Genomic DNA, 21,356 nt, shown 5'->3' with positions numbered 1-21,356 from the left:
GGGGGCAACCCCGACGGCGGGTCAGGTGGTCGAGAGGGACATGACAGCACTGGCCCGGACGCGGGAGACCGCGCCGACCTCGGGAGGACCGGTGGGAGCACCGCCACGCGTCGACTTCGACGAGTTCGTCGTCGCGCGCTCCAGCAGCCTGCTGCGCACCGCGTTCCTCCTCACCCACGACCACGCCCTGGCCGAGGACCTCCTGCAGACCGCGCTCACCAAGGCCTACCTCGCCTGGTCGCGCATCGAGGACAGCCCCGAGGCCTACGTGCGCCGCATCCTGGTCACGACCTACGCCACCTGGTGGCGGCGCCGGTGGAACGGCGAGGCCCCCACCGAGGTGCTGCCCGAGCGGTCGCGCGACGGTGCCCTCCTCGACGCCCACGAAGACGTCCACGCCGACGCCGACGCGCGTCACGACCTGTGGACCGCGATGGAGCGGCTCCCGCGACGGCAGCGGGCCGTGGTGGTGCTGCGCTGGTTCGAGGACCTGTCGGAGGCGGAGACCGCACGCGTGCTCGGCTGCTCGGTCGGCACCGTCAAGAGCCAGGCCAGCAAGGCCTTCGCCAAGCTGCGCATCGACCCCGCCCTCGCCACGCACCGCGGCGCACCTCCCCGGCCTGCGGGACCCGCTGCCGGACGTCCTGCCAGCCACCCCGCCAGCCACCCCGCCAGCCACCCCGCCAGCCACCCCGCCGAGGGAGACCCGTCATGAGCAGCCTCGACGACCTGCGCACCACCCTGGTCGAGCACGCCGACGCGGTCGAGGACCGTGGGGCCCTCGTCCGGTCGGTCGCCGTGCGCGAGCGGGCGCGGGGCGTGCGCCGCCGTCGCCGGGGTCTCGTCGCCGCGGTGGCCGCCCTCGTGCTGGTCGGCGGCGTCGCGGTGACCACCGACGTGGTGCGAGGCCCATCGGGCCCCGAGCCCGCCGCCGCTCCCACGGTGGCCGGCCGCGAGGTGCCCGGCAGCGTCTCGGTGCTCGGCCACGGCTACGACCTCGCCGACACCGCGCAGGCGGCGGGCGACAGCGACGCGCTGCGGATCCGGGTGCCGCGCGACGACGTCGACCGCGTCGTCTCCCTGGTGGCCAGCGGGCTGGGGGGTGGCGCGGCCACCCTCCTGCGTGACGGCGACCCCGTGGCGCGCTCCCTGGGCGACGGCGGGGTCGAGGCGCCCGTGCGGGTCTACGCCGGCTCGACGCTCGTCGTGCGACTCGGTGGCGCCGCACCCGCCGCGCGCGTGGGCCTCGCCACCTACGCCGAGACGGGCAGCCGGCCCGCCGGTGCGGGCGAGGGCGAGGCCTTCTTCCCCGCCCGCCGCGAGGGCGACGTCCTCCTCGGCGCGGCCTTCTCCGCCGGCCGGGACCCCGGGGTCCGTCTGTCCTACCGCCCGAGCGGGCGTCCGGCGGAGCTGTGGGTGTCCTGCGCCACCGACCAGCGGGGCCTGTGGCTGCAGCTCGAGGTCGACGGTCGGCCGGCCGTCGCGACCACCTGCGCCCCCGGCTCCGACGGGACCCCGCGGTTCCGCTCGGAGTCGGGTGGCGCCCCGGGGCGCGACCACGAGGCCGAGCTCTTCGTGACCCGCGGCGCCGACGGACCGAGGGTCGCCCCTGGTGACGGCACCCGGCTGGGGCTCGCGGCCTACGACGCCGAGGCGCCGGCGGCGGTCGTGCGGGGCTGGGAGGTGGCTCGGACGGTGGAGGTGGAGGGCCGGGAGTGGACCTCCACCGACCCGGCGTCGCTGGGGCGCCTCGATGCCGACGGCCGGCTGGTGCTGGACCTCACCGCGGCCGAGGACGACGTCGCGGTGGGGTTCGTGCTGCCGCGCGGCCCGCGGACCCCCCGGGCGACCGGGAGTCTCTCGGGCCGGCTCGACTCGCTGGGGTCCTTCCGGAACGACACGGGGTCGTCGATGACCGGCGCGGTGCTGCTCCCGCGCGGGGAGGTCTGGACCCTCGACCCCGACGGTGGCGTCGTGCTCACGTGGTCGCCCCTGTCCTGAGCCGGCCCCCGCCCCGCCGCCTCCTCCCGGCCCGCACCCGGTCCCGGCCGTCCCGCTCCCGACCCGGCCCCGCCGGGGCCTGCGGGCACGGCAGCGCCGGCCCGACGGCAGGATGTGGCGCACGTCCCGGGCCGAACGACGGTCCGCCGGTGCCGCAGGGGCCCGCCGACGGGTAAAGTCAGGTGCTTGCCACCAGGGGGTGGCACGGGCAGGTCGAGGAGTGCAGTGAGTCAGGACGTGGACGCGCAGGCCGAGCAGCAGGTCGCAGCCGAGCAGGCGTTCGTCGACAGGGTCTACCTCCAGCTGGCCGAGTCGGCGCGCAGCGCGCGCGAGCTGGCCCGGGAGGGCCACGACCGCGGTCGGCTGGGCCACGAGGGCGGGCTGGTCGAGCGCGACGCGATGGTCTTCCAGGCCGCCAAGCGCATCGCCCAGCTCGACGCCGCCCACGAGGGCGTCGTCTTCGGTCGTCTCGACATGGACCCCGACCTCGACCCCGCTCCGCGCTACGTCGGTCGCATCGGCCTGCGCGACGCCGAGCGCGACTCGCTGCTCATCGACTGGCGCGCGCCCGCGGCCGCGGTGTTCTACCAGGCCACGGCGGCCGAGCCGCACCAGGTGATCCGCCGCCGCGTGCTGCGCTGCGCGGGGCCGCGGGTGACCGGCGTCGAGGACGAGCTGCTCGACGCCCAGCGGCTCGAGGAGACCGGCGCCGACCTGCCGATCATCGGCGAGGGCGCCCTGATGGCCCAGCTCTCCCGCGCCCGCGACCGCACCATGCACTCCATCGTCGCCACCATCCAGGCCGAGCAGGACAAGGCGATCCGTGCGCCCGGCAAGGGCGTCGTCGCGATCTCCGGCGGCCCCGGCGTGGGCAAGACGGTGGTGGCGCTGCACCGCGCGGCGTACCTGCTCTACAACGACCGGCGGCGCTACGAGTCCGGCGGCGTGCTCATCGTCGGGCCGAGCGGCGTCTTCATGCGCTACATCGAGCGGGTGCTGCCCAGCCTCGGCGAGACCGCCGTGGCGCTGCGCTCGCTCGGCGAGGTCGTCGACGGTGTCAAGGCCGGCCGCCACGACGAGCCGGCCGTGGCCGACGTCAAGGGCTCCGCGCGCATGGCCGAGCTGCTGCGCCGCGTCGCGCGCCAGCAGGCGCCGGGTGGCCCCGACTCCTTCCGCACCTTCTACCGCGACGACGTGCTGGTGCTCGACCGCGGTCTGCTGGGGCGCATCCGCCGCCAGCTGATGTCGCAGGGGCGGCGCAACCGCCAGCTGCCGCGCGTGGCCAACGCGTTGCTCGACGCGCTGTGGCGCCAGGTGCGCGGCGAGCGCGGGCGCGAGCGTGGCCGCGAGGCCTTCAACGACGACCTGCTCTCCGACCGCTCCTTCCTCGACTTCGCCGCGGCCTGGTGGCCCCCGCTCGACGCCCGCGAGGTGCTCGGGTGGCTGCGCGACCCCGACCTGCTGGCGCGGGTCGGCGAGGGCGTGGTCAGCGCCGAGGACCAGCAGCTGCTGCTGAAGTCGTGGGGTGACGAGCAGACCCTCAGCGTGCAGGACGTTCCGCTGCTCGACGAGCTGCGCTACGCCCTCGGCGACGTGCCCGCGCGCACCGACGACGAGCGCGACCTCGACGACACCGGCCTGCTCGAGGGCGGGCGCGACATGCAGGAGCTCTTCACCGCCGCCGACCGTGAGTTCGCCCCCTCGGGGCGCTCGTGGTCGGCGCCGACCCACCGCATCGAGGACGACCCCTTCGCCCACGTGCTGGTCGACGAGGCCCAGGACCTCACGCCCATGCAGTGGCGCATGGTGGGCCGCCGGGGCCGCACGGCCTCGTGGACGATCGTGGGCGACCCCGCGCAGTCGTCGTGGCCGGTGCCCGAGGAGTCGGCCGCCGCGCGCGCCGAGGCGCTCGAGGGCAAGGCGGTCCACGAGTTCCACCTCTCCACCAACTACCGCAACTCCTCGGAGATCTACGCCTTCGCCGCGGCGTACGCCGAGCGGGTCGGCCTCGACGCCGACCTGCCCACCGCCGTGCGCTCCACCGGCGAGGAGCCGCAGGTCCTGCCCGGCGAGCCCGACCTGGAGGAGGCCACCCGCGCGGCGGTCGCGGAGATCGCCGGCCGCGTCGGCGGCACGGTGGGCATCGTGGTGCCGGCCGCCCGGCGCAGCGAGGTCAACGGCTGGCTGGCCTCGTGGCCCGAGCGCGCCGAGGACGCCCCCGGTGCCCGCGCCGCGGTCGGGTCGAGCGCCTCGCCCTCGGGGGAGGACCGCGTGGTGGTGCTCACCGGCCTCGACACCAAGGGGCTGGAGTTCGACGGCATCGTGGTCGTGCGCCCGCAGGAGATCGAGGACGAGTCGGCCACGGGGCGCGCGACGCTCTACGTCGTGCTCACCCGCGCCACGCAGCTGCTCACCACCGTCGGCTGACCCGGGTCGGACCACCCGGCATCCACCGCCGGGCCACCCGGCCGGGGGCGGGCGGCGGCCCCACTAGGCTCCTCGCCATGAGCACCCCCTCCGCCGCCCGGGCCGCGATCGACGCGCTCCAGGAGCACGAGGCGTGGGCGATCATCCGGCGCTCCACGCGGGCGGGCGACCGCGACACGGTCGGCCTGGTGGGCGGTCGGCGCAGCGTGGTCGAGTCGCTGCTCGACGTACCCCTGGAGGAGGGCGTGCCGACCGAGGGCCACATCGCCGACCGGCTGCTGGCCGTGCCCTTCCGCCAGGTCGCCGAGCGCGGCTTCGAGGCCCACGACGACGCCACCCCGCTGGTGGTCGTCGACGTGGAGACCGAGCAGGAGTTCTCGGTGGCCGAGGTGGTCGAGGCCATCGACGACACCGGCGTGGAGTTCACCGACCGTGGCGGCTTCGAGACCGACGACGAGACCTACGGCCGCCTGGTCGAGACCATCATCGACGAGGAGATCGGCCAGGGCGAGGGCGCCAACCTCGTCATCGGGCGCCACTACCGCGCGCAGGTCGCCGACTGGAGCGCAGCGACCGCGCTCACGGTGTTCAAGCGGCTGCTCGAGCGCGAGCGCGGCGCCTACTGGACCTACGTCTTCTTCACCGGCGACCGCTACCTCATCGGCGCCAGCCCCGAGCGCCACGTGAGCATCCACGGCGGCGACGTGCGGATGAACCCCATCAGCGGCACCTTCCGCATCCCGGCCGGCGGTGACACCAAGCAGCAGCTCCTCGACTTCCTCGCCGACGAGAAGGAGGTCTACGAGCTCTTCATGGTGGTCGACGAGGAGCTGAAGATGATGTGCGACCTGTGCACCGAGGGCGGGCAGGTGCTGGGGCCCTTCCTCAAGCCGATGAGCCGCCTGGTGCACACCGAGTACCTCCTCGCCGGGCGCACCACCAAGGACCCGCGCGAGGTCCTGCGCGACACGATGTACGCCGCCACCGTCACCGGGTCGCCGGTGGAGAACGCGTGCCGGCTGATCAAGAAGTACGAGACCGAGGGCCGGGGCTACTACGGCGCCGCCCTGGCCGTGCTGGGCCGCGACGCGGTCGGCGGGCCGGTCGTCGACAGCCCCATCGTCATCCGCAGCGCCGACGTCGGCCTCGACGGCTCGCTCAAGGTCACCGCCGGGGCGACGCTGGTGCGCGACTCCGACCCGGCGTACGAGGTGGCCGAGACCCACGCCAAGGCCGGCGGCATCCTCAGCGCCTTCGGGCTGGTGCCCGCGGCGCCGGTGCCGACGACCAACGTCGCGGAGCTGGTCAACGACGAGGACGTGCTGCTCGCGCTCAACGCCCGCAACCAGCGGCTCTCGCGCTTCTGGCTCACCGACCAGGGCGGCTCGCCGCCCGACCCGCGCCTGCGCGGCCTGAGCGCGGTCGTGCTCGACGGCGAGGACGACTTCGTCAACATGCTGCGCCACGTGCTGCGCGTGCTCGGCATGACCAGCGAGGTCGTGCGCCACGAGGACTACCGCCCCGGCGCGCTCGACGGCTACGACCTCGTGATCGTCGGGCCCGGGCCCGGCGACCCCCGCGACGACACCGACCCCAAGATGGCCAACCTGCGCGCCGCGGTCGCCGAGCTGCTGGCCGCCGGGCGGCCCTTCCTGTCGGTGTGCCTGGGCCACCAGGCGCTCTGCCACACCCTCGGGCTCGACCTGGCCTTCAAGGACATCGTCTTCCAGGGCACGCAGTCGCCGGTCTCGATCGCGGGCCGCACCGAGCGGGTCGGCTTCTACAACACCTTCGTGGGCCGGGTCGGCGAGGCCGGGCTGCCCGCGGGGGTCAGCGTCGAGACCGACGAGGCCAGCGGCGACGTGCACCTGCTGCGCGGGCCGCACTACCGGGGCATCCAGTTCCACGCCGAGTCGATCCTCACCGAGCACGGCTACGACCTGCTGCACGAGCTGGTCGTCGAGCTGCTGCTGGACGATGCTTAGGCAACTAAGTTGAGTTAGTTGGTACAGTTTGGGGTCCAGCCCCGAACCGCTCGCGCCCGCCCGCGAGCACGTCCGCGGGGCCTCGTCCCAGAACGGAGCGCCGACATGACCTCGACCACCACCGACCAGGCAGCCACGGGGCCGGAGGACGGCTCCGGCGACCTCGCCGGCCGCCTGGCCGCGACCGTCGCCCACGTGCGCGGCATCGCCCCGCCCGACCTCTTCGACGTCTTCGCCGCCGAGCAGCGACGGTTGGCCGACGCCCCCGAGCCGCCGGCCCAGATCCGCGTCGGCGACCGGCTGCCGCAGTCGCACCTCACCGACCACGCCGGCCGCCCGGTGGCCGTGCCCGGCGACGGCCCGGTCGTGCTGGTCTTCTACCGCGGCGCCTGGTGCCCCTACTGCGACGTCGCGCTGCGCGCCTACCAGCGCGAGCTGCTCCCCGAGCTGACCGAGCGCGGGGTGCGGCTCGTCGCGATCAGCCCGCAGGGCCCCGACGGGTCGCTGAGCGCCGCCGAGGCGGCCGCGCTGACCTTCCCGGTGCTCAGCGACGTCGGCAACGGCTACGCGCGCATGCTCGGGCTCACCTTCGACCTCGATCCCGAGGTGCAGGAGGCCCAGCTGGCCTTCGGCAACGACTTCACGACCATCAACGCCGACGGCGACTGGACCCTGCCCCGCCCGACCGTGGTCGTCGCCGACGCCCACGGCGTCGTGCGCTTCGTCGACGTGCGGCCCGACTACACCGAGCGCACCGAGCCCGCGGAGGTGCTCGCCGCGGTGCGCGCCCTGGGCTGAGGCGCGCCGTCCCTCCCGGCCCGTCTCCGTCCGGGCGGGCCGGGGAGGGGCGGGCCGATCGTGCTGGGGAGGGGAGAGGGGCGGATCGGGTCGGGCCGGGGAGGGGCGGATCGGGTCGGGCCCGGCCGGGCCGGGCCGGGCCGGGGAGGGTCTGCGCTGGCCGGCGAGAGCGGCGAGGGGCGCCGGCGGGCCGTCGCCCGGGCCGCCGCCCGGGCCGGCTGCGGCTCGATGACCTAGGTTGGCGGCCGTGGCCGAGGTGGACGTCGTCGTGGTCGACCACCACGACTCCTACACGTGGAACCTCGTGCACCTCGTCGCCGCCGTCACCGGCGCGCTGCCGCGGGTGGTGCAGCACGACGAGGTCTCCGCCGCCGACGTGCTCGCCCACAGCCACGTCGTCCTCTCGCCGGGCCCCGGCCACCCCGCGGTCGCCTCGGACTTCGCGGTGGGTCGCGAGGTGCTGCTGGCGGCCAGCCGCCCGGTGCTCGGGGTGTGCCTGGGCATGCAGGGGCTGGTCGCGGCGTACGGCGGGCGCGTCGAGCGGGTCGCGCCCGGCCACGGCGTGCTCGCCCGGGTGGCCCACGACGGCACCGGCGTGCTCGCCGGGCTGCCCTCGCCCTTCGCCGCGGTGCGCTACCACTCGCTGGCCGCCGTGGAGCTGCCCGCCTGCCTGCGCGCCACCGCCGTCGACGAGGAGTCGGGCCTGGTGATGGCCGTCGAGCACCGCGACCTGCCGCTCGCGGGCGTGCAGTTCCACCCCGAGTCGGTGCTCTCCGAGCACGGTGAGGCGATCGTGGCGACCTTCCTGGGGCTGGCGTGAGCGGCGGGGGCGGGACGAGCGGCCCGAGCGGGGCGCGCGGCCCGAGCGGGGCGCGCGCGGGCGACCCGGCGGCCTACTTCGCCGACGTCGCGGCCACCCACCCGCGCTGCTTCTGGCTCGACGGCGGCGGCGCGCGCGCGTGGTCGGGGCGCCGGTCGCTGGTGGGCTGGCTGGAGCCGGGCGACGTGTCGCTGTCCTACTCCGCGGCCCGCCGCGAGGTGGTGCGCCACGTCGACGGCCGCGCCGAGGTGGTCGGCGACGACGTCTTCGCCGTGCTCGAGGCCGAGCTCGCCGCCGCCCGCGCCGCCGGCCGCGCCGACCAGTGGTTCGGCTACCTGGGCTACGCCAGCCGCCCCGACCTCCCCGCGCGCCCGTCGACCGACGTGCCCGACGCGGTGCTGATGCGCCCGAGCCACCTGCGCCTCTTCGACCACCCCGACCCCGCCGCCGTACCGACCGCCGCCGTGCCGCCCGCCACCCCGGCCGCCGTACCGACTGCCGCCTCCGCGCCGGCCCCACCCGCCCCACCCGGCACACCTGTCGGCCCGGACCCGCACCTGTCGGCCGACGCGTGGGCCGACAGGTGCGGGTTTCGCCAGCCGGCCGGTGAAACCCGCGGCGGCCCCACCCCGGCCTACCGCGCGGCCTTCGACCGCGTGCAGGAGCACCTGCACGCGGGCGACACCTACGAGGTCAACCTCACCCACCGCCTCGAGGCGGCCAGCGACCTCGACCCGGCGGCGGCCTACCTGCGGCTGCGGGCGCTCAACCCGGCGCCGTACGCCGGCTTCTGCCAGCACGACGTCGACGGGGCGCGGGGCTGGCTGCTGAGCAGCAGCCCGGAGCGCTACGCGGTGGTGCGCGCCGACGGGGTGATCGAGACCAAGCCGATCAAGGGCACGACGCCGCGCTCGCCCGACCCGGCCGAGGACGAGCGGCTGCGCGCGCAGCTGGCCACCGAGCCGCGCTTCCGCGCCGAGAACCTCATGGTCACCGACCTGCTGCGCAACGACCTGTCGATGGTGTGCGAGCCCGGCACGGTGGAGGTCCCGCAGCTGATGGCGGTGGAGTCCTACGCCTCGGTGCACCAGCTCGTCACTACGGTGCGGGGGCGGCTGCGCCAGGGCGTCGGCACCGTGGAGGCGCTGCGGGCGCTCTTCCCGGCGGGCTCGATGACCGGGGCGCCCAAGCTGCGCACGATGCAGGTGGTCGAGGAGGTCGAGGCCACCGCGCGCGGCGCCTACGCCGGGGCCTTCGGCTGGGTCGCGGCCGACGGCCGTGCCGACCTCGGCGTGGTCATCCGCTCCCTGACGACCACCGGCGACGGCCGCTACCGCCTCGGCACCGGGGGCGGGGTGACGGTGCACTCCGACGTCGACTCGGAGTGGGCGGAGACGCAGGTCAAGGCCGAGCGCTTGCTCAGGGTGCTGGGGCAGGAGTTCGATGGGGTGTCATGACCGCGAAACACCCGCTCGATAGCCTCGACCGCATGGAGAAGCCGCACGTCGTCGTGCTGTTCGGGGCGACCGGTGACCTCGCCCGCCGCAAGCTGCTGCCCGGTCTGCTGCGCCTCTTCGAGGCCGGCCTGCTGCGCGATGCGAAGATCGTCGGCACGTCGCTGGAGGACATCGGCACCGAGCAGTTCGCGAAGATCGCCCGCGACGGCTGCGAGGAGTTCGGGAAGGGCGACATCGACGACGCCCGCTGGGCCCCCTTCGGCGCGATGCTCAGCTACGTGCCGCAGTCGGCGGGGCCGCACGCGCTGGCCCAGGAAGTCGAGCGCGTCGAGGCCGAGCTGCCCGGCGAGACCGCCGACAAGCGGCGCCTGCACTACCTCTCGGTGCCGCCGAAGGCCGCCCTCGACGTCATCCACCAGCTCCAGGACGCCGGCCTGGTCGAGCGCTCGCGGATCATCATGGAGAAGCCCTTCGGCACCGACCTGGAGTCGGCGCAGCGGCTCAACCACGAGGTGCACCAGGTCTTCGACGAGAGCCAGGTCTTCCGCATCGACCACTTCCTGGGCAAGGAGGCCGCGCAGAACATCCTGGCCTTCCGCTTCGCCAACGGCCTCTTCGAGCCGATCTGGAACCGCAACTTCATCGACCACGTGCAGATCGACGTGCCCGAGACCCTCGGCCTGGAGGGGCGCACGAAGTTCTACGAGACCACCGGCGCCTACCGCGACATGGTCGTCACCCACCTCATGCAGGTGCTGGCCTTCATGGCCATGGAGCCGCCGACCTCGCTGGCGCCCGGCCCGATCAGCGACGAGAAGCTCAAGGTCTTTCGCTCGATGCGCCCCATCGAGCCGCAGAACGTCGTGCGCGGCCAGTACGCCGGCTACCGCGGCAAGGACGTCGTCGCCGACGACTCCGACACCGAGACCTTCGTGGCGCTCAAGGTCGAGATCGACAACTGGCGCTGGGCCGGCGTGCCGTTCTTCCTGCGCACCGGCAAGAAGCTGGCCGAGGGAGCGCGGATCATCTCCATCGCCTTCAAGGAACCCCCGCTGACGATGTTCCCGAAGGGCTCCAACGTCGGCACCCAGGGCCCCGACCACCTCACCTTCGACCTGGCCGACCAGTCGCGGATGTCGCTGTCGTTCTACGGCAAGCGCCCCGGCCCGGGCATGACGCTGGACAAGATGTCGATGCAGTTCGCCACCCACGACACCAGCGCCGCGGGCTCGGTGCTCGAGGCCTACGAGCGGCTGATCCACGACGCGATGCGCGGTGACCACACCCTCTTCACCACCGCCGCCGGCATCGAGGAGCTGTGGGCCAAGTCGATGCCGCTGCTCGACCACCCGGCGCCCGTGCGCAGCTACCAGCCGGGCTCGTGGGGCCCCAACGCCATCCACCAGCTCATCGCGCCCCACGCCTGGCGCCTGCCCTTCGAGCGCTCCTGGCGCGACACCTCCCACACCACGACGACGACCAACCCCTAGGGGCTCGGGCGCGCCCGGTCGGCCGTGCGCGGCCGGGGTCGCCGGGCCCGCTGCCCGCCGCGCGGGCCGCCCGGCGCCGAGGGTCAGGGCCGCCCGGGCAGCTGCAGCACGAGGCGGGCCCCGCCGTAGGGCGAGCGCTCGGCGCGCACCGAGCCGGAGTGGCGCTCGGCGGTCTGGTGCACGATCGACAGCCCGAGGCCCGAGCCGGGCATGGCGCGGGACTCCTCGGAGCGCCAGAAGCGCTCGAAGACCTTGGCCAGGTCGGCCTCGGGGATGCCGGGGCCCTCGTCGTCGACGACGAGCACGCCCTCGGCCAGGCTGACGTGGATGGCGCCCGCGGGCGGGCTCCACTTGGCGGCGTTGTCGAGCAGGTTGGTCATCGCCCGCTCGATCGCGCCCGACTCGCCCTCGACGGTCCAGGGGCTGGCGGCGACCTCGAAGTCGATGCCGGGCGCGCGGCGGCGTACGCGGGCGAGGGCCTGCTCGAGGACCTCGGTGAGCTCGACGGGCTCCACGACGTGGGCCATCGGGTCGTCGCGGGCCAGCTCGACCAGGTCGCCGATGAGCGTGGTGAGCTCCTCGATCTGCGCGGCGACGTCGTCGAGCAGCTCGGCGCGGGCCTCGGGGGGCAGGAAGCCGCCGTCGGGGTCGGCGTCGGACTGGCCGAGCAGCTCGATGTTGGTGCGCAGCGAGGTCAGCGGGGTGCGCAGCTCGTGGCCGGCGTCGGCGACGAGGCGGCGCTGGCGGTCGCGGGAGGCCTCGAGGGCGACCAGCATCTGGTTGAACGACGTGGCCAGCCGGGCGATCTCGTCGTCGCCCTCGACGCGGATCGGGTCGAGCCGCTCGGTGCGCGCGATCTCCTCCACCGCGCCGGTGAGGCGCCGCACCGGGCGCAGGCCGCTGCGGGCCACCGCCATGCCAGCGACGGCGGCGGCGATGACGCCGGCCAGGCCGAAGAGCAGCGTGACCACGCCGAGCTTGCGCAGCACCTGCTCCTGCGGCTCGAGCGACTGGGCGAGCACGAGCGCCTGCCCGTCGGTCTGGGCGGGCACGGTGACGACGCGGTAGCGGATGTCGCCGGCGGTGATGGTGCGGATGGCGTAGTCGCTCGTGCCGTCGGCCACCGCGAACTCCGGCGCCCCCACGTTGAAGGGCGGCCCCTCGTCGACCGAGGTGGCCTCGCCGGAGTAGACGGAGATGAAGGCGATGCGCACGTCGGCGGCGCCCAGCGCCCAGGCCGGGAAGCGGCCCTCCACGGTGAGCCGCTGCAGCGCCGGGGAGTCGGCGGCGCCCTCGGCGCGCGAGAGCAGCGAGTCGTCGAGGGTGTCCTGGAGCTGGATGCGCGCGGTGGCGTAGGCGCCGAGGGCCACGAAGGCCACGGCCAGGCCCACCGCCATCGTGGTGAGCAGGGTGACCCGGGAGGCCAGCGAGCGGCGGTAGCGCCAGCGCGCGGGCGCCGGCGCCTCGGTCATGACTCCTTGAGGACGTAGCCGACGCCGCGCACGGTGTGCAGCAGGCGGGCCTCGCCCTCGGCCTCGGTCTTGCGGCGCAGGTAGCCGACGTAGACCTCGAGCGAGTTGGCGGTGGTCGGGAAGTCGTAGCCCCAGACCTCCTCGAGGATGAACGAGCGCTCCAGCACCCGGCGCGGGCGGCGCAGGAACATCTCCAGCAGGGTGAACTCGGTGCGGGTCAGCTCGATCTGGCGCCCGGCGCGCACGACCTCGCGGGTGGCGACGTTCATCGACAGGTCGGCGAAGGAGAGCACCTCGTCGTCGGCGTCGCCCTCGGGCGGCACGGCGCGGCGCAGCAGCGCCCGCAGCCGCGCCAGCAGCTCCTGGAGGGCGAAGGGCTTGGTGAGGTAGTCGTCGGCGCCCGCGTCGAGGCCCTCCACCCGGTCGCCGACGGCGTCGCGGGCGGTGAGCACGAGGATCGGCACGTCGTTGCCGGCCTGGCGCAGCGCCCGCGTCGTCTCGATGCCGTCGAGGCGGGGCATCATCACGTCCATCACCACGACGTCGGGCGAGGTCGCGCCGATGACCGCGAGCGCCTCGGCGCCGTCGGTGGCCACCGCCACGTCGTAGCCGTTGAACTGCAGCGACCGGCGCAGCGACTCGCGCACCGCGCGGTCGTCGTCGACGACCAGGGCGCGGGGCTTGGGGGCTGACGGGGCGGCGGCGTTCACGGCCCCATGCTGCCAGCAGCGCCTGAGCCCGCGCTGAGAGCGCGCCGCCCGTCGGCCGCGCACCCCGCACGGAGCGGTCGGCGCGAGGGCGTCGCCAGGACGGCCGGGGTCCTTTACCCTGCCGCTGTGCCCGGCGTCATCGGCCGGGCCTTCCGGGGGGAATCTCAGATGTCGCACCGCTCCTGCACCGCGCGCCCGCGCACCCGCCTGCTCGCCGCGGCCCTGCTGCTGCCGACCGCGCTGCTTCCCGCCGTGACCGGCGTCCCGGGCGCCGTCGCCCACGAGGGTCACGCGACGGCCGCTGCCGCCGCGGGCGCCCCGGGCGCTGCGGCGTCGGCCCCCGCGGCGGGGTCGCCCTTCGCGCCGGCGGCGGGCGCGGCGCAGCGGCGTACGACGGAGCAGCCTGCGGCACGTCGGGCGCCGCAGCTGCCCGACCGCTTCCGCGACACGGTGGTCATGTCGCGGCTCAACGAGCCCACGGCGATCGACTTCGCCGACGACGGCCGGGTCTTCGTGGCCGAGAAGCCCGGTGTGGTGAAGGTCTTCGACTCCCTCGACGACCCCACCGGGGAGGTCTTCGCCGACCTCAACGCCACCGTCATGAACTACTGGGACCGCGGCCTGCTCGGGATGACGCTGGCGCCCGACTTCCCCGAGGACCCCTCGGTCTACGTGCTCTACGCCTACGACCACCTGCCCGGAGATCCCGCGCCGGCGCCGCGGTGGGGCCGGCCGGGGGCCTACTACGACGAGTGCGCGGACCCCGTCGGCGTCGGCTGCACCGTCGGCGCCCGGGTCTCGCGGCTGACCGCCGAGGGCGACCGGATGGTCGGCGAGGAGGAGGTGCTCGTCGAGGACGGCTGCCTGCAGTACCCCAGCCACGCCACCGGCTCGGTGGCCTTCGGCCCCGACGGCTACCTCTACGCCAGCATCGGCGAGGGCGCCAGCTTCACCTTCGACGACTACGGCCAGGGCGGCGGCAACCCGTGCCGCGACCCGTTCGACCCCGACCACCCCCGCGAGGCCCAGGGCGGCTCGCTGCGCAGCCAGGACATCCGCACCTACGGCGACCCCCTCGGCCTCGACGGCACCGTGGTGCGCCTCGACCCGACCACCGGCCTGGGTGCCCCCGACAACGCCCTGGTCGACTCCGGCGACGCCAACGCCGCGCGCATGGTCGCCCACGGGCTGCGCAACCCCTTCCGCTTCACCTTCCGCCCCGGCACCGACGAGGTCTGGGTCGGCGACGTGGGCGGCTCGCGCTTCGAGGAGATCAACCGGATCGCCGACCCGACCGCGGGCGTGCGCAACTTCGGCTGGCCCTGCTACGAGGGCGCTGAGCGCAACCCCGCCTTCGACGTGCTCGACCTGCGGATGTGCGAGGACCTGTACGCCGACGCCGGCACCCCGCTCGCGGCGGCCGAGCCGTTCTTCCGCTACGCGACCCGCGGGCAGCACGTCGCCGCGGGCGAGGCCTGCCCCACGGGCTCGGCGTCGGTCTCGGGGCTCGACTTCGTGGCCCAGGACAGCGACTACCCCGCCTGGCTGCGCGGGGCGCTGGTCTTCTCCGACTACTCCCGCCGCTGCATCTGGGCGATGCCCGCGGGCGCGGACGGCCTGCCCGACCCCGACCGGGTCGTGCCGCTGGTGGAGGGCGCGGCCAGCCCGATCGGGCTGGTGACCGGGCCCGGGGGCGACCTGTTCTACCTCGACCTCGGCATCGACGACCTCGGCTACCCCACCGCCTCGGGCGGCGCGGTGCACCGCGTCAGCCACCACCCCGGCAACCAGCCGCCCGTCGCCGACCTGCGCGCCGACCGCACCTGGGGGCCGCTCCCGCTGACCACGGTGCTCGACGCGAGCGGCTCCACCGACGCCGACGGCGACGCCCTGACCTACGCGTGGGACCTCGACGCCGACGGCGACTACGACGACGCCACCGGGCCGCGGGTCGAGCAGACCTGGACCGAGGCGCGCAACGCCCCCGTCGCGGTGCGGGTCGCCGACGCCGGTGCCGCGGACCGCGCGGCCCTCACCCTCTTCCCCGGCGACACCCCGCCCGAGGTGACGCTCGCGGAGCCGACCGCCGACCTGCGCTGGTCGGTGGGCCAGCAGATCACGGTCTCGGCGAGCGGCACCGACGCCGAGGACGGCGAGGTCGACCCCGGGGCCTGGCAGATCGGGCTGAGCATCAAGCACTGTCCCTCGATCTGCCACACCCACCCCGTGGAGGTCGTCAGTTACACCTCGACCACGACCTTCACCGCCCCGGACCACGAGTACCCCTCCTCGCTGGCGGTCACCGTCGCCGCCACCGACTCCCGCGGGCTCACCACCACCCGGGAGCTCACGCTGGAGCCCGACCCGCAGCGGGTCCGCTTCGGCTCCAACGTGCGCGGCGCCTCGCTGTCGGTCGCGGGCGAGCGCGTCCGCGCCGGGCGGGTGCGCACCTTCATCACCGGCTCCACGGTCACGCTCGCCGCGCCGCGGGTGCAGCGCGTCGACGGACGGCGCTGGGTCTTCCGGCGCTGGTCCGACGGCTCCGCGCGGGTGCACGCCCTCGTCGTGCCCGACCGCGGAGACCGTACGCCGACGCTGCGCGCGCTCTACCGCCGCGCCCGCGGCTGACCTCGGCCCAGCGGCGGCCCGACGGCGGTCCGCCGGCGGCGCGACGGTGGTGAGGAGCCCCTCAGGCGTAGCGGCCGGCGACCTCGGCGGCGCGGGCGCCGTAGCCCCCGCCGAAGAGGCAGGCGTGCACGAGCAGCGGGAAGAGCTGGTGCAGCCCCACCCGGTCCTGCCAGCCGGCGGCGAGCGGCGCGACCTCGTCGTAGGCGTCGAGCGCGCGCGGCAGGTGGGGCAGCCCGAAGAGCGCCAGCATGGCCAGGTCGACCTCGCGGTGGCCGCCGTGGGCGGCGGGGTCGACGAGGTAGGAGCGGCCGTCGGCGCCCCACAGCACGTTGCCGTTCCACAGGTCGCCGTGCAGGCGGGCGGGCGGCTCCTCGGGCACGAGGCCGGTCAGGCGGGGCACGACGGCCTCGACGCGGGCGGCCTGCGCGGCGGTGACGGCGCCGCGGTCGCGGGCGAGCTTGAGGTAGGGCAGCACCCGGCGCACGGCGTAGAACTCCGCCCACGACGGCGCCGGCCGGTTGGGCAGCGGCAGCCGCCCGATGAAGCCGTCGCGCTCGCCGCCGTGGGTGGGTGCTCCGGCCGCGTGGGTGCGGGCGAGCGCGCGACCGAAGTCGGCGGCGCCGTCGGCGGTGGCCTTGCCGGGCTCGACCCAGCGCAGGATGACGCAGTCGTGGTCGGCGGCCAGCAGGTCGGGCACGGCGACGCCGCCCTGGGTGCCCTGGGTGCCGGCGGCCTCGGCCAGCCAGCGCAGCCCGGCGGCCTCGGCCTCGAAGAAGCCGTCGGGGGCGTGGGGGAGGGTCTTCATCAGCGCGACCGAGCCGTCGGAGAGCCGCAGCCGGGTCGCGGTGGAGATGTCGCCGCCGGCGACCGGGGAGGTCGCGGCGACGGCCGCGCCGAGGAGCTCCTCGGCACGTCGGGCCAGCAGGGGCTGGCGGGTCATCGCGGCCCCGGGGCGAGCGCGGGGTCGCGCTGCAGGGCCGCCACCAGGGCGACCGACGTGCGCTCCACCATGGCGAGCACCTCCTCGAAGCCGGCGTCCCCACCGTAGTACGGGTCGGGCACCTCCCGGTCGGGGCCGTCGTCGCCGACCGGCACGGGGTCGAAGTCGCGGTAGAGCCGGACCCGCTCGGAGCGGCCGCCGATGTCGGCGAGGTTCTGGGAGTCCATGGCCAGGACGAGGTCGTGGCGCTCCAGCCAGCCCGCGTCGAACTGCCGGGCGCGGTGCGGGCTGGGGTCGTAGCCCTCGGCGAGCAGGCTCGAGGCGGCGCGCAGGTCCATGGGCTGGCCGACGTGCCAGCCCCCGGTGCCGCTGCTGGCCACGGTGACGCGGGCGGCGAGCCCGGCGTCGTCGACGCGCTGGGCGAGCACGACGTCGGCCATGGGCGAGCGGCAGATGTTGCCCAGGCAGACCAGGGCGACGGAGTACGCGCCCGGGGTGCGGGCGGGCGGCAGGGCCGGGGGCAGGGCGGGGCTCACCGGCGCTCCTCCGCGCCCAGGACGCCGTCGACGATCCAGGTGGTGACCGTGATGACGATCGCGCCGAGCACGGCGGGCCAGAAGCCGGTGACCCGGAAGCCGATGTCGAGCTGCTCGGCCACCCAGCCGGTGAGCAGGAGCATCGCGGCGTTGATGACCAGCAGGAAGAGCCCGAGCGTGAGGATGATGAAGGGGATCGAGAGCACCTGCAGCACCGGCTTCACGAACGACGACACCACGCCCAGGATCAGCGCCACCAGCAGCAGCGGGAGGATCTTCTCCTCCACCTCGGCCATCCCCGAGCGCGGCCCGGTGAAGCGGATGCCGTCGACGAGCCACGCGGCGGCGGCGAGCGAGACGGCGTGGGTGACCAGCCAGAGGAGGAAGCGCACGCCGGCCAGTCTGACAGGCCGCCGGGGCCGTGGGGCGTGGCCGTGGCCGGGGTCGCTCGTGGGCTCGCCTGCGGGGCCGCCCGCCGTGGCCGGTGCCCGGCTAGAGGTCGAGGGCCTCGACGATGGCGACCTCGGCGTCGGCCAGGTGGCGCACCAGGAAGGCGTGGGCCTCCTCGACCCGGTCGCGCTCCAGCAGCATGAGCAGGGCGGCGTGGGAGTCGGCCTGGTCGTGGGCGTTGCGCTTGATGCGGTCGACCTGGGCCAGCGCCAGCTTGAGCTCGATGACGAGGTTCTCGGCCATCGCCACCAGCCGCGGCGACCCGGTGAGCCCCACGAGAGCGACGTGGAAGGCCAGGTGGCGCTCGTTGAGCTCCTGGTAGGACCCGCCCTCGCGCACCGCGGTGGTGTAGCGGACCAGGGTGGTGCGCACCGCGTCGCGCAGGGCGTCGCCGGCCTCGCCCCAGCGGCGTACGCCGGCGCCCTCCAGCACCAGCCGGGCCCGGCACACGTCGCGCACGGAGGTGACGTCGGGCCGCGCGACGCTGACACCGCGGTGGGGCTCGCGGGTGGCCAGCCCCTCGGCCACGAGCACGGTGAGCGCCTCGCGGACCGTGGGGCGCGAGACCCCGAGCGACTCGGCGAGCGCGACCTCGCGCAGCGCCGTGCCCGACTCCAGCTCGCCGTCGAAGACCGCGCGGCGCAGCTCCTCGGCGACCCGGTCGACGGTGGAGGAGTGCTCCAGGCGCAGCGTCGCGAAGCGCTGGGCGGGAGCCGGGGCCGGTGGCAGGTCGGCCCCTCGCTCGGCCCCGTGGTCCGCGGAGCGGTGGTCCGGGTGCCCCGGGTGGGGGATCGACGGTCCGCCGGGCGCACCGTCGGCGGCGCGCAGCGGTCGGGGGCCCTCGGACATGGGCCCCATCGTGCCGCAGGTGGCGTGTCGGTGGCGCCTCCGGTCCGGCGTGCCGCACACTCATCCTGTCAGGTTGTCTGACAATCTCAGTGACGGAGGTCGCATGGACACCACCCCGCCCGTTCCCCGCCCGCTCGCCTGGGGTCGCCACTACGTCGCCGTCGAGCCGACCCACTTCCGCGTCGACTACGCCATCAACCCCTTCATGGACCCCGCCGACCAGCCCGACCCGCAGCTGGCCCTGCGGCAGTGGCACGCGCTCGTGCGCACCCTGGAGCGCCTCGGCGCCCGGGTCGACGTGGTGCCCCAGCGCGCCGACGCCCCCGACATGGTCTTCGCGATGAACCTGGGCCTCGTCGTCGAGCGCCCCGACGGGCGGCGCCACGTCGTGCTCTCCCACATGCGCCACCCCGAGCGCCGCATGGAGACCGCGTCCGCGCGACGGTGGTTCGAGGACCGGGGCGCCACGACCTCCTCCGTCGGGCGCGACGGCGTGGGCGCCCACCTCGAGGCCGGCGACGCCTTCGCCTTCGGTGGCGAGCTGGTCGTGGGCCACGGCCCCCGCACCGACGAGCTGGCCCTCAAGCACCTGGCCACCGACCTCGGCGTGACGGTGCGGGGGCTGCGCACGACCCACCCGGGGATGTACCACCTCGACCTGGCCTTCTGCCCCCTCGACGCCCGCCGCGCGATCGTCTGCCCGGCCGCCCTCGACGCCGAGTCGGCCGCGCTCCTGCTCGACCTGGTGCCCGAGCCGCTGGTGGTGAGCGAGGAGGAGGCGCTGACGACCTTCTGCGCCAACTCCGTGGTCGTGGGGCGCACCGTGGTGATGCCGGCCTGCCCCGAGCGGGTGCGGGCACGGCTGGAGGCGTGGGGCTTCGACGTGGTCGTGGTCGACGTCTCGCAGTTCCACAAGGCCGGCGGCTCGGTGCGCTGCCTCACCAACCCCGTCGACGTGCGCCTGGGGCGCGACCTCGCGCCGGCGCCGGCCGGGGGCGCCGAGCAGCGCTGAGCACTCCCGGGGCGCACCATGGGCCGGCCCGGGAGCGGCCCCGGGGGAGCGCCGGGGTGCGCACCGGTGTGACCCGGCCCGCGTCGGTAGCCTCGGGCGGGTGTTCCCGGTCGGAGGAGTCGACGTCATGCTCGCGGGCGCCGCGGTCACCGGCGTGCTCTGCGTGCTGCTGGCGCTCGCCCTGCGCCGCCGCGGCGCGCTGCACGCCTGGTCGGTCGCCGGGCTGGTCTGGTCGCTGGCGGTCATCGCCTGCGTCACCCTCATCCCCGCCAACGGCGCGCCCGGGGTGGTGCCGGTGGAGAGCCGGCTGGCCACCTGCTCCTTCGACATCGGCGGCCCGGCCCCCGACGGCTTCTGGATCTTCGAGAGCGGCCAGCGCCTGCTCAACACGGTGCTCTTCGTGCCCTCGGGCGCCCTGCTGGTGCTGGTGGCGGCGCGCTGGCGCGCGGGCTGGCTGCTGGTGCCGCTGGGGCTGGCGCTCCTGGCCGGCTACAGCGCGGCCATCGAGAAGGTCCAGCTCGAGCTGGCGCGCCTCGACCGGGCCTGCGACGTCACCGACATCCTCGACAACGTCACCGGCGCGGCGCTCGGTGTCGGGGCCGGACTGCTGCTCGCCGTCGTGCTGCGGCCCTGGCGCGCCCGTGGGTCGCAGCGCGGGCCCGTGCCTCACTAGCCTGCACCCATGAGCACCCCCCGGCCACGGGCCACCGTCACCCAGATCCCGGCGTACGTGCCCGGCAAGCCGCCGGTGCCCCGCGACGACCTGGTGACCTACAAGCTCTCCTCCAACGAGAACCCCTTCCCGCCGCTGCCCGGGGTGATCGAGGCGGCCCACGCCGCGGTCGACCTGGCCAACCGCTACCCCGACATGGGCAACAGCGCCCTCTACGCCGGGCTGTCGGAGAAGCTCGGCGTGCCGGTCGGCGACCTGGCCGCCGGCACCGGCTCGGTGGCGCTGATCTACCAGCTCCTCCAGGCCTTCTGCGACCCCGGCGACGAGGTGGTGCACGCCTGGCGCTCCTTCGAGGCCTACCCGATCGCGATCACCTCCGCCGCCGCGACCTCGGTGCCCGTGCCGCTGACCGCCGACGCCGAGCACGACCTCGACGCGATGGCCGCCGCCGTCACCGACCGCACCAAGGTCGTCATCGTCTGCACCCCCAACAACCCCACCGGCCCCTCGGTGACCCAGACCGCGCTCGACGCCTTCCTCGCCCAGGTGCCGCCGCACGTCGTGGTCGTCGTCGACGAGGCCTACCTGGAGTTCGTGCGGATGCCCGACGCCGTCGACGGTCTCGCGACCTACCGCGCCCACCCCAACGTCGTGCTCTTCCGCACCTTCTCCAAGGCCTACGGCCTGGCCGGCTTCCGGGTCGGCTACGCCGTGGCGCAGGCCGAGGTCGCCGCGGCGCTGCGGGCGGTCTCCCTGCCCTTCGGCGTCTCCTCGGTCGCCCAGGCCGCCGCCCTGGCCTCCCTCGACGCCGAGGAGGCGCTGCTCGAGCGGGTCGCCGACCTCGTGGCCGAGCGTGACCGCGTGGGCGCCGCGCTGCGGGAGGCGGGCTGGTCGATCCCCGACTCCCAGGGCAACTTCGTGTGGTTCCCCCTCGGCGAGCGCACCGCCGACTTCGCGGCCGCCTGCGACGCCGCCGGCATCGTCGTGCGCCCCTTCGCCGGCGCGGGCGCCCGGGTCTCGATCGGCGAGGTCGAGGGCAACGACCGGCTGCTGGAGGTGGCCGCGGCCTTCCGGCGCGGGTGAGCCCCGAGGGCCCGGCGCGCGGATG

The 21,356-nt window shown here is 75.4% G+C and carries 18 protein-coding genes; 12 read left to right on the top strand and 6 right to left on the bottom strand.

Annotated elements, in window-relative coordinates:
* Window positions 1-91: 91 nt before the first annotated feature.
* From M3673_RS13720 to zwf, 8 genes are all read left to right on the top strand, one after another.
* Window positions 92-715, top strand: a complete 624-nt coding sequence (locus M3673_RS13720) for a SigE family RNA polymerase sigma factor (protein ID WP_251534379.1) — start codon at window positions 92-94, stop codon at window positions 713-715.
* A complete protein-coding gene (locus tag M3673_RS13715; RefSeq protein WP_251534378.1) occupies window positions 712-2,001 on the top strand; it encodes a hypothetical protein in 1,290 nt (429 codons plus the stop codon). The genes M3673_RS13720 and M3673_RS13715 overlap by 4 nt, the downstream gene beginning before the upstream one ends.
* Before the next feature lie 225 nt (window positions 2,002-2,226).
* Entirely contained in the window at window positions 2,227-4,428 is a 2,202-nt protein-coding gene (locus tag M3673_RS13710) for a UvrD-helicase domain-containing protein (RefSeq protein ID WP_251534377.1), read from the top strand.
* A gap of 77 nt (window positions 4,429-4,505) precedes the next feature.
* Complete coding sequence (locus M3673_RS13705; protein ID WP_251534376.1) at window positions 4,506-6,413, top strand: anthranilate synthase family protein; 1,908 nt, start codon at window positions 4,506-4,508, stop codon at window positions 6,411-6,413.
* Between the two features lie 105 nt (window positions 6,414-6,518).
* Window positions 6,519-7,211: a peroxiredoxin-like family protein gene (locus M3673_RS13700; protein WP_193661827.1), complete on the top strand. Its 693-nt coding sequence runs from the start codon at window positions 6,519-6,521 to the stop codon at window positions 7,209-7,211.
* 247 nt (window positions 7,212-7,458) lie between these two features.
* A complete protein-coding gene (locus tag M3673_RS13695) occupies window positions 7,459-8,031 on the top strand; it encodes an aminodeoxychorismate/anthranilate synthase component II (RefSeq protein WP_251534375.1) in 573 nt (190 codons plus the stop codon).
* Complete coding sequence (locus M3673_RS13690; RefSeq protein ID WP_308196144.1) at window positions 8,028-9,488, top strand: anthranilate synthase component I family protein; 1,461 nt, start codon at window positions 8,028-8,030, stop codon at window positions 9,486-9,488. Before M3673_RS13695 ends, M3673_RS13690 begins: the two co-directional genes overlap by 4 nt.
* A 32-nt stretch (window positions 9,489-9,520) precedes the next feature.
* Entirely contained in the window at window positions 9,521-10,978 is a 1,458-nt protein-coding gene (gene zwf, locus M3673_RS13685; protein ID WP_193661828.1) for a glucose-6-phosphate dehydrogenase, read from the top strand.
* An 83-nt stretch (window positions 10,979-11,061) separates the two neighbouring features.
* On the opposite strand, the gene M3673_RS13680 is transcribed toward zwf, so the two are convergent.
* Together M3673_RS13680 and M3673_RS13675 are read right to left on the bottom strand one after the other, a co-directional pair.
* Window positions 11,062-12,450 (bottom strand): HAMP domain-containing sensor histidine kinase, encoded by a 1,389-nt coding sequence (locus M3673_RS13680; RefSeq protein ID WP_251534373.1) that lies wholly within the window; start codon window positions 12,448-12,450, stop codon window positions 11,062-11,064.
* Window positions 12,447-13,160, bottom strand: a complete 714-nt coding sequence (locus M3673_RS13675) for a response regulator transcription factor (RefSeq protein ID WP_056864988.1) — start codon at window positions 13,158-13,160, stop codon at window positions 12,447-12,449. The genes M3673_RS13680 and M3673_RS13675 overlap by 4 nt, the downstream gene beginning before the upstream one ends.
* 168 nt (window positions 13,161-13,328) lie before the next feature.
* Between M3673_RS13675 and M3673_RS13670 the strand changes: the two genes are divergently transcribed.
* A complete protein-coding gene (locus M3673_RS13670) occupies window positions 13,329-15,788 on the top strand; it encodes a sorbosone dehydrogenase family protein (protein WP_251534372.1) in 2,460 nt (819 codons plus the stop codon).
* Window positions 15,789-15,849: 61 nt separating this feature from the next.
* On the opposite strand, the gene M3673_RS13665 is transcribed toward M3673_RS13670, so the two are convergent.
* The 4 genes from M3673_RS13665 to M3673_RS13650 all read right to left on the bottom strand — a co-directional run bounded on the left by M3673_RS13665 (window position 15,850) and on the right by M3673_RS13650 (window position 18,563).
* A complete protein-coding gene (locus tag M3673_RS13665) occupies window positions 15,850-16,728 on the bottom strand; it encodes a fructosamine kinase family protein (RefSeq protein WP_251534371.1) in 879 nt (292 codons plus the stop codon).
* The gene (locus tag M3673_RS13660; protein WP_228942644.1) at window positions 16,725-17,264 is read right to left on the bottom strand and encodes a low molecular weight protein-tyrosine-phosphatase; all 540 of its coding nucleotides are present in this window, start codon (window positions 17,262-17,264) and stop codon (window positions 16,725-16,727) included. The genes M3673_RS13665 and M3673_RS13660 overlap by 4 nt, the downstream gene beginning before the upstream one ends.
* Window positions 17,261-17,656 (bottom strand): phage holin family protein, encoded by a 396-nt coding sequence (locus tag M3673_RS13655; RefSeq protein WP_193661832.1) that lies wholly within the window; start codon window positions 17,654-17,656, stop codon window positions 17,261-17,263. The genes M3673_RS13660 and M3673_RS13655 overlap by 4 nt, the downstream gene beginning before the upstream one ends.
* A gap of 100 nt (window positions 17,657-17,756) precedes the next feature.
* On the bottom strand, window positions 17,757-18,563 hold the full coding sequence (locus tag M3673_RS13650; RefSeq protein WP_251534370.1) for a GntR family transcriptional regulator: 807 nt from the start codon (window positions 18,561-18,563) through the stop codon (window positions 17,757-17,759).
* A 103-nt stretch (window positions 18,564-18,666) separates the two neighbouring features.
* Here M3673_RS13650 and M3673_RS13645 point away from each other — a divergent pair, with 103 nt between their 5' ends.
* The 3 genes from M3673_RS13645 (at window position 18,667) to hisC (ending at window position 21,331) form a co-directional block, all read left to right on the top strand.
* A complete protein-coding gene (locus M3673_RS13645) occupies window positions 18,667-19,575 on the top strand; it encodes a dimethylarginine dimethylaminohydrolase family protein (RefSeq protein WP_251534369.1) in 909 nt (302 codons plus the stop codon).
* 100 nt (window positions 19,576-19,675) lie between these two features.
* Window positions 19,676-20,248, top strand: a complete 573-nt coding sequence (locus M3673_RS13640; RefSeq protein ID WP_156697951.1) for a VanZ family protein — start codon at window positions 19,676-19,678, stop codon at window positions 20,246-20,248.
* Window positions 20,249-20,257: 9 nt separating this feature from the next.
* Complete coding sequence (gene hisC / locus M3673_RS13635; protein ID WP_251534368.1) at window positions 20,258-21,331, top strand: histidinol-phosphate transaminase; 1,074 nt, start codon at window positions 20,258-20,260, stop codon at window positions 21,329-21,331.
* Window positions 21,332-21,356: the final 25 nt, after the last annotated feature.

This window comes from Nocardioides sp. P86, from assembly GCF_023712465.1.
Taxonomy (GTDB): domain Bacteria; phylum Actinomycetota; class Actinomycetes; order Propionibacteriales; family Nocardioidaceae; genus Nocardioides; species Nocardioides kribbensis.
Note: the sequence above shows the minus strand (reverse complement) of the source record. Positions and strands in the feature narration are given on the sequence as shown.

Bases quoted from the DNA above. Each gene is read 5' to 3' on its own strand.
- M3673_RS13650 (WP_251534370.1), bottom strand. From the start codon at position 18,563: ATGTCCGAGGGCCCCCGACCGCTGCGCGCCGCCGACGGTGCGCCCGGC.
- zwf (WP_193661828.1), top strand. From the start codon at position 9,521: ATGGAGAAGCCGCACGTCGTCGTGCTGTTCGGGGCGACCGGTGACCTC.
- M3673_RS13705 (WP_251534376.1), top strand. From the start codon at position 4,506: ATGAGCACCCCCTCCGCCGCCCGGGCCGCGATCGACGCGCTCCAGGAG.
- M3673_RS13700 (WP_193661827.1), top strand. From the start codon at position 6,519: ATGACCTCGACCACCACCGACCAGGCAGCCACGGGGCCGGAGGACGGC.
- M3673_RS13670 (WP_251534372.1), top strand. From the start codon at position 13,329: ATGTCGCACCGCTCCTGCACCGCGCGCCCGCGCACCCGCCTGCTCGCC.
- M3673_RS13645 (WP_251534369.1), top strand. From the start codon at position 18,667: ATGGACACCACCCCGCCCGTTCCCCGCCCGCTCGCCTGGGGTCGCCAC.
- M3673_RS13715 (WP_251534378.1), top strand. From the start codon at position 712: ATGAGCAGCCTCGACGACCTGCGCACCACCCTGGTCGAGCACGCCGAC.
- M3673_RS13680 (WP_251534373.1), bottom strand. From the start codon at position 12,450: ATGACCGAGGCGCCGGCGCCCGCGCGCTGGCGCTACCGCCGCTCGCTG.
- M3673_RS13665 (WP_251534371.1), bottom strand. From the start codon at position 16,728: ATGACCCGCCAGCCCCTGCTGGCCCGACGTGCCGAGGAGCTCCTCGGC.
- hisC (WP_251534368.1), top strand. From the start codon at position 20,258: ATGAGCACCCCCCGGCCACGGGCCACCGTCACCCAGATCCCGGCGTAC.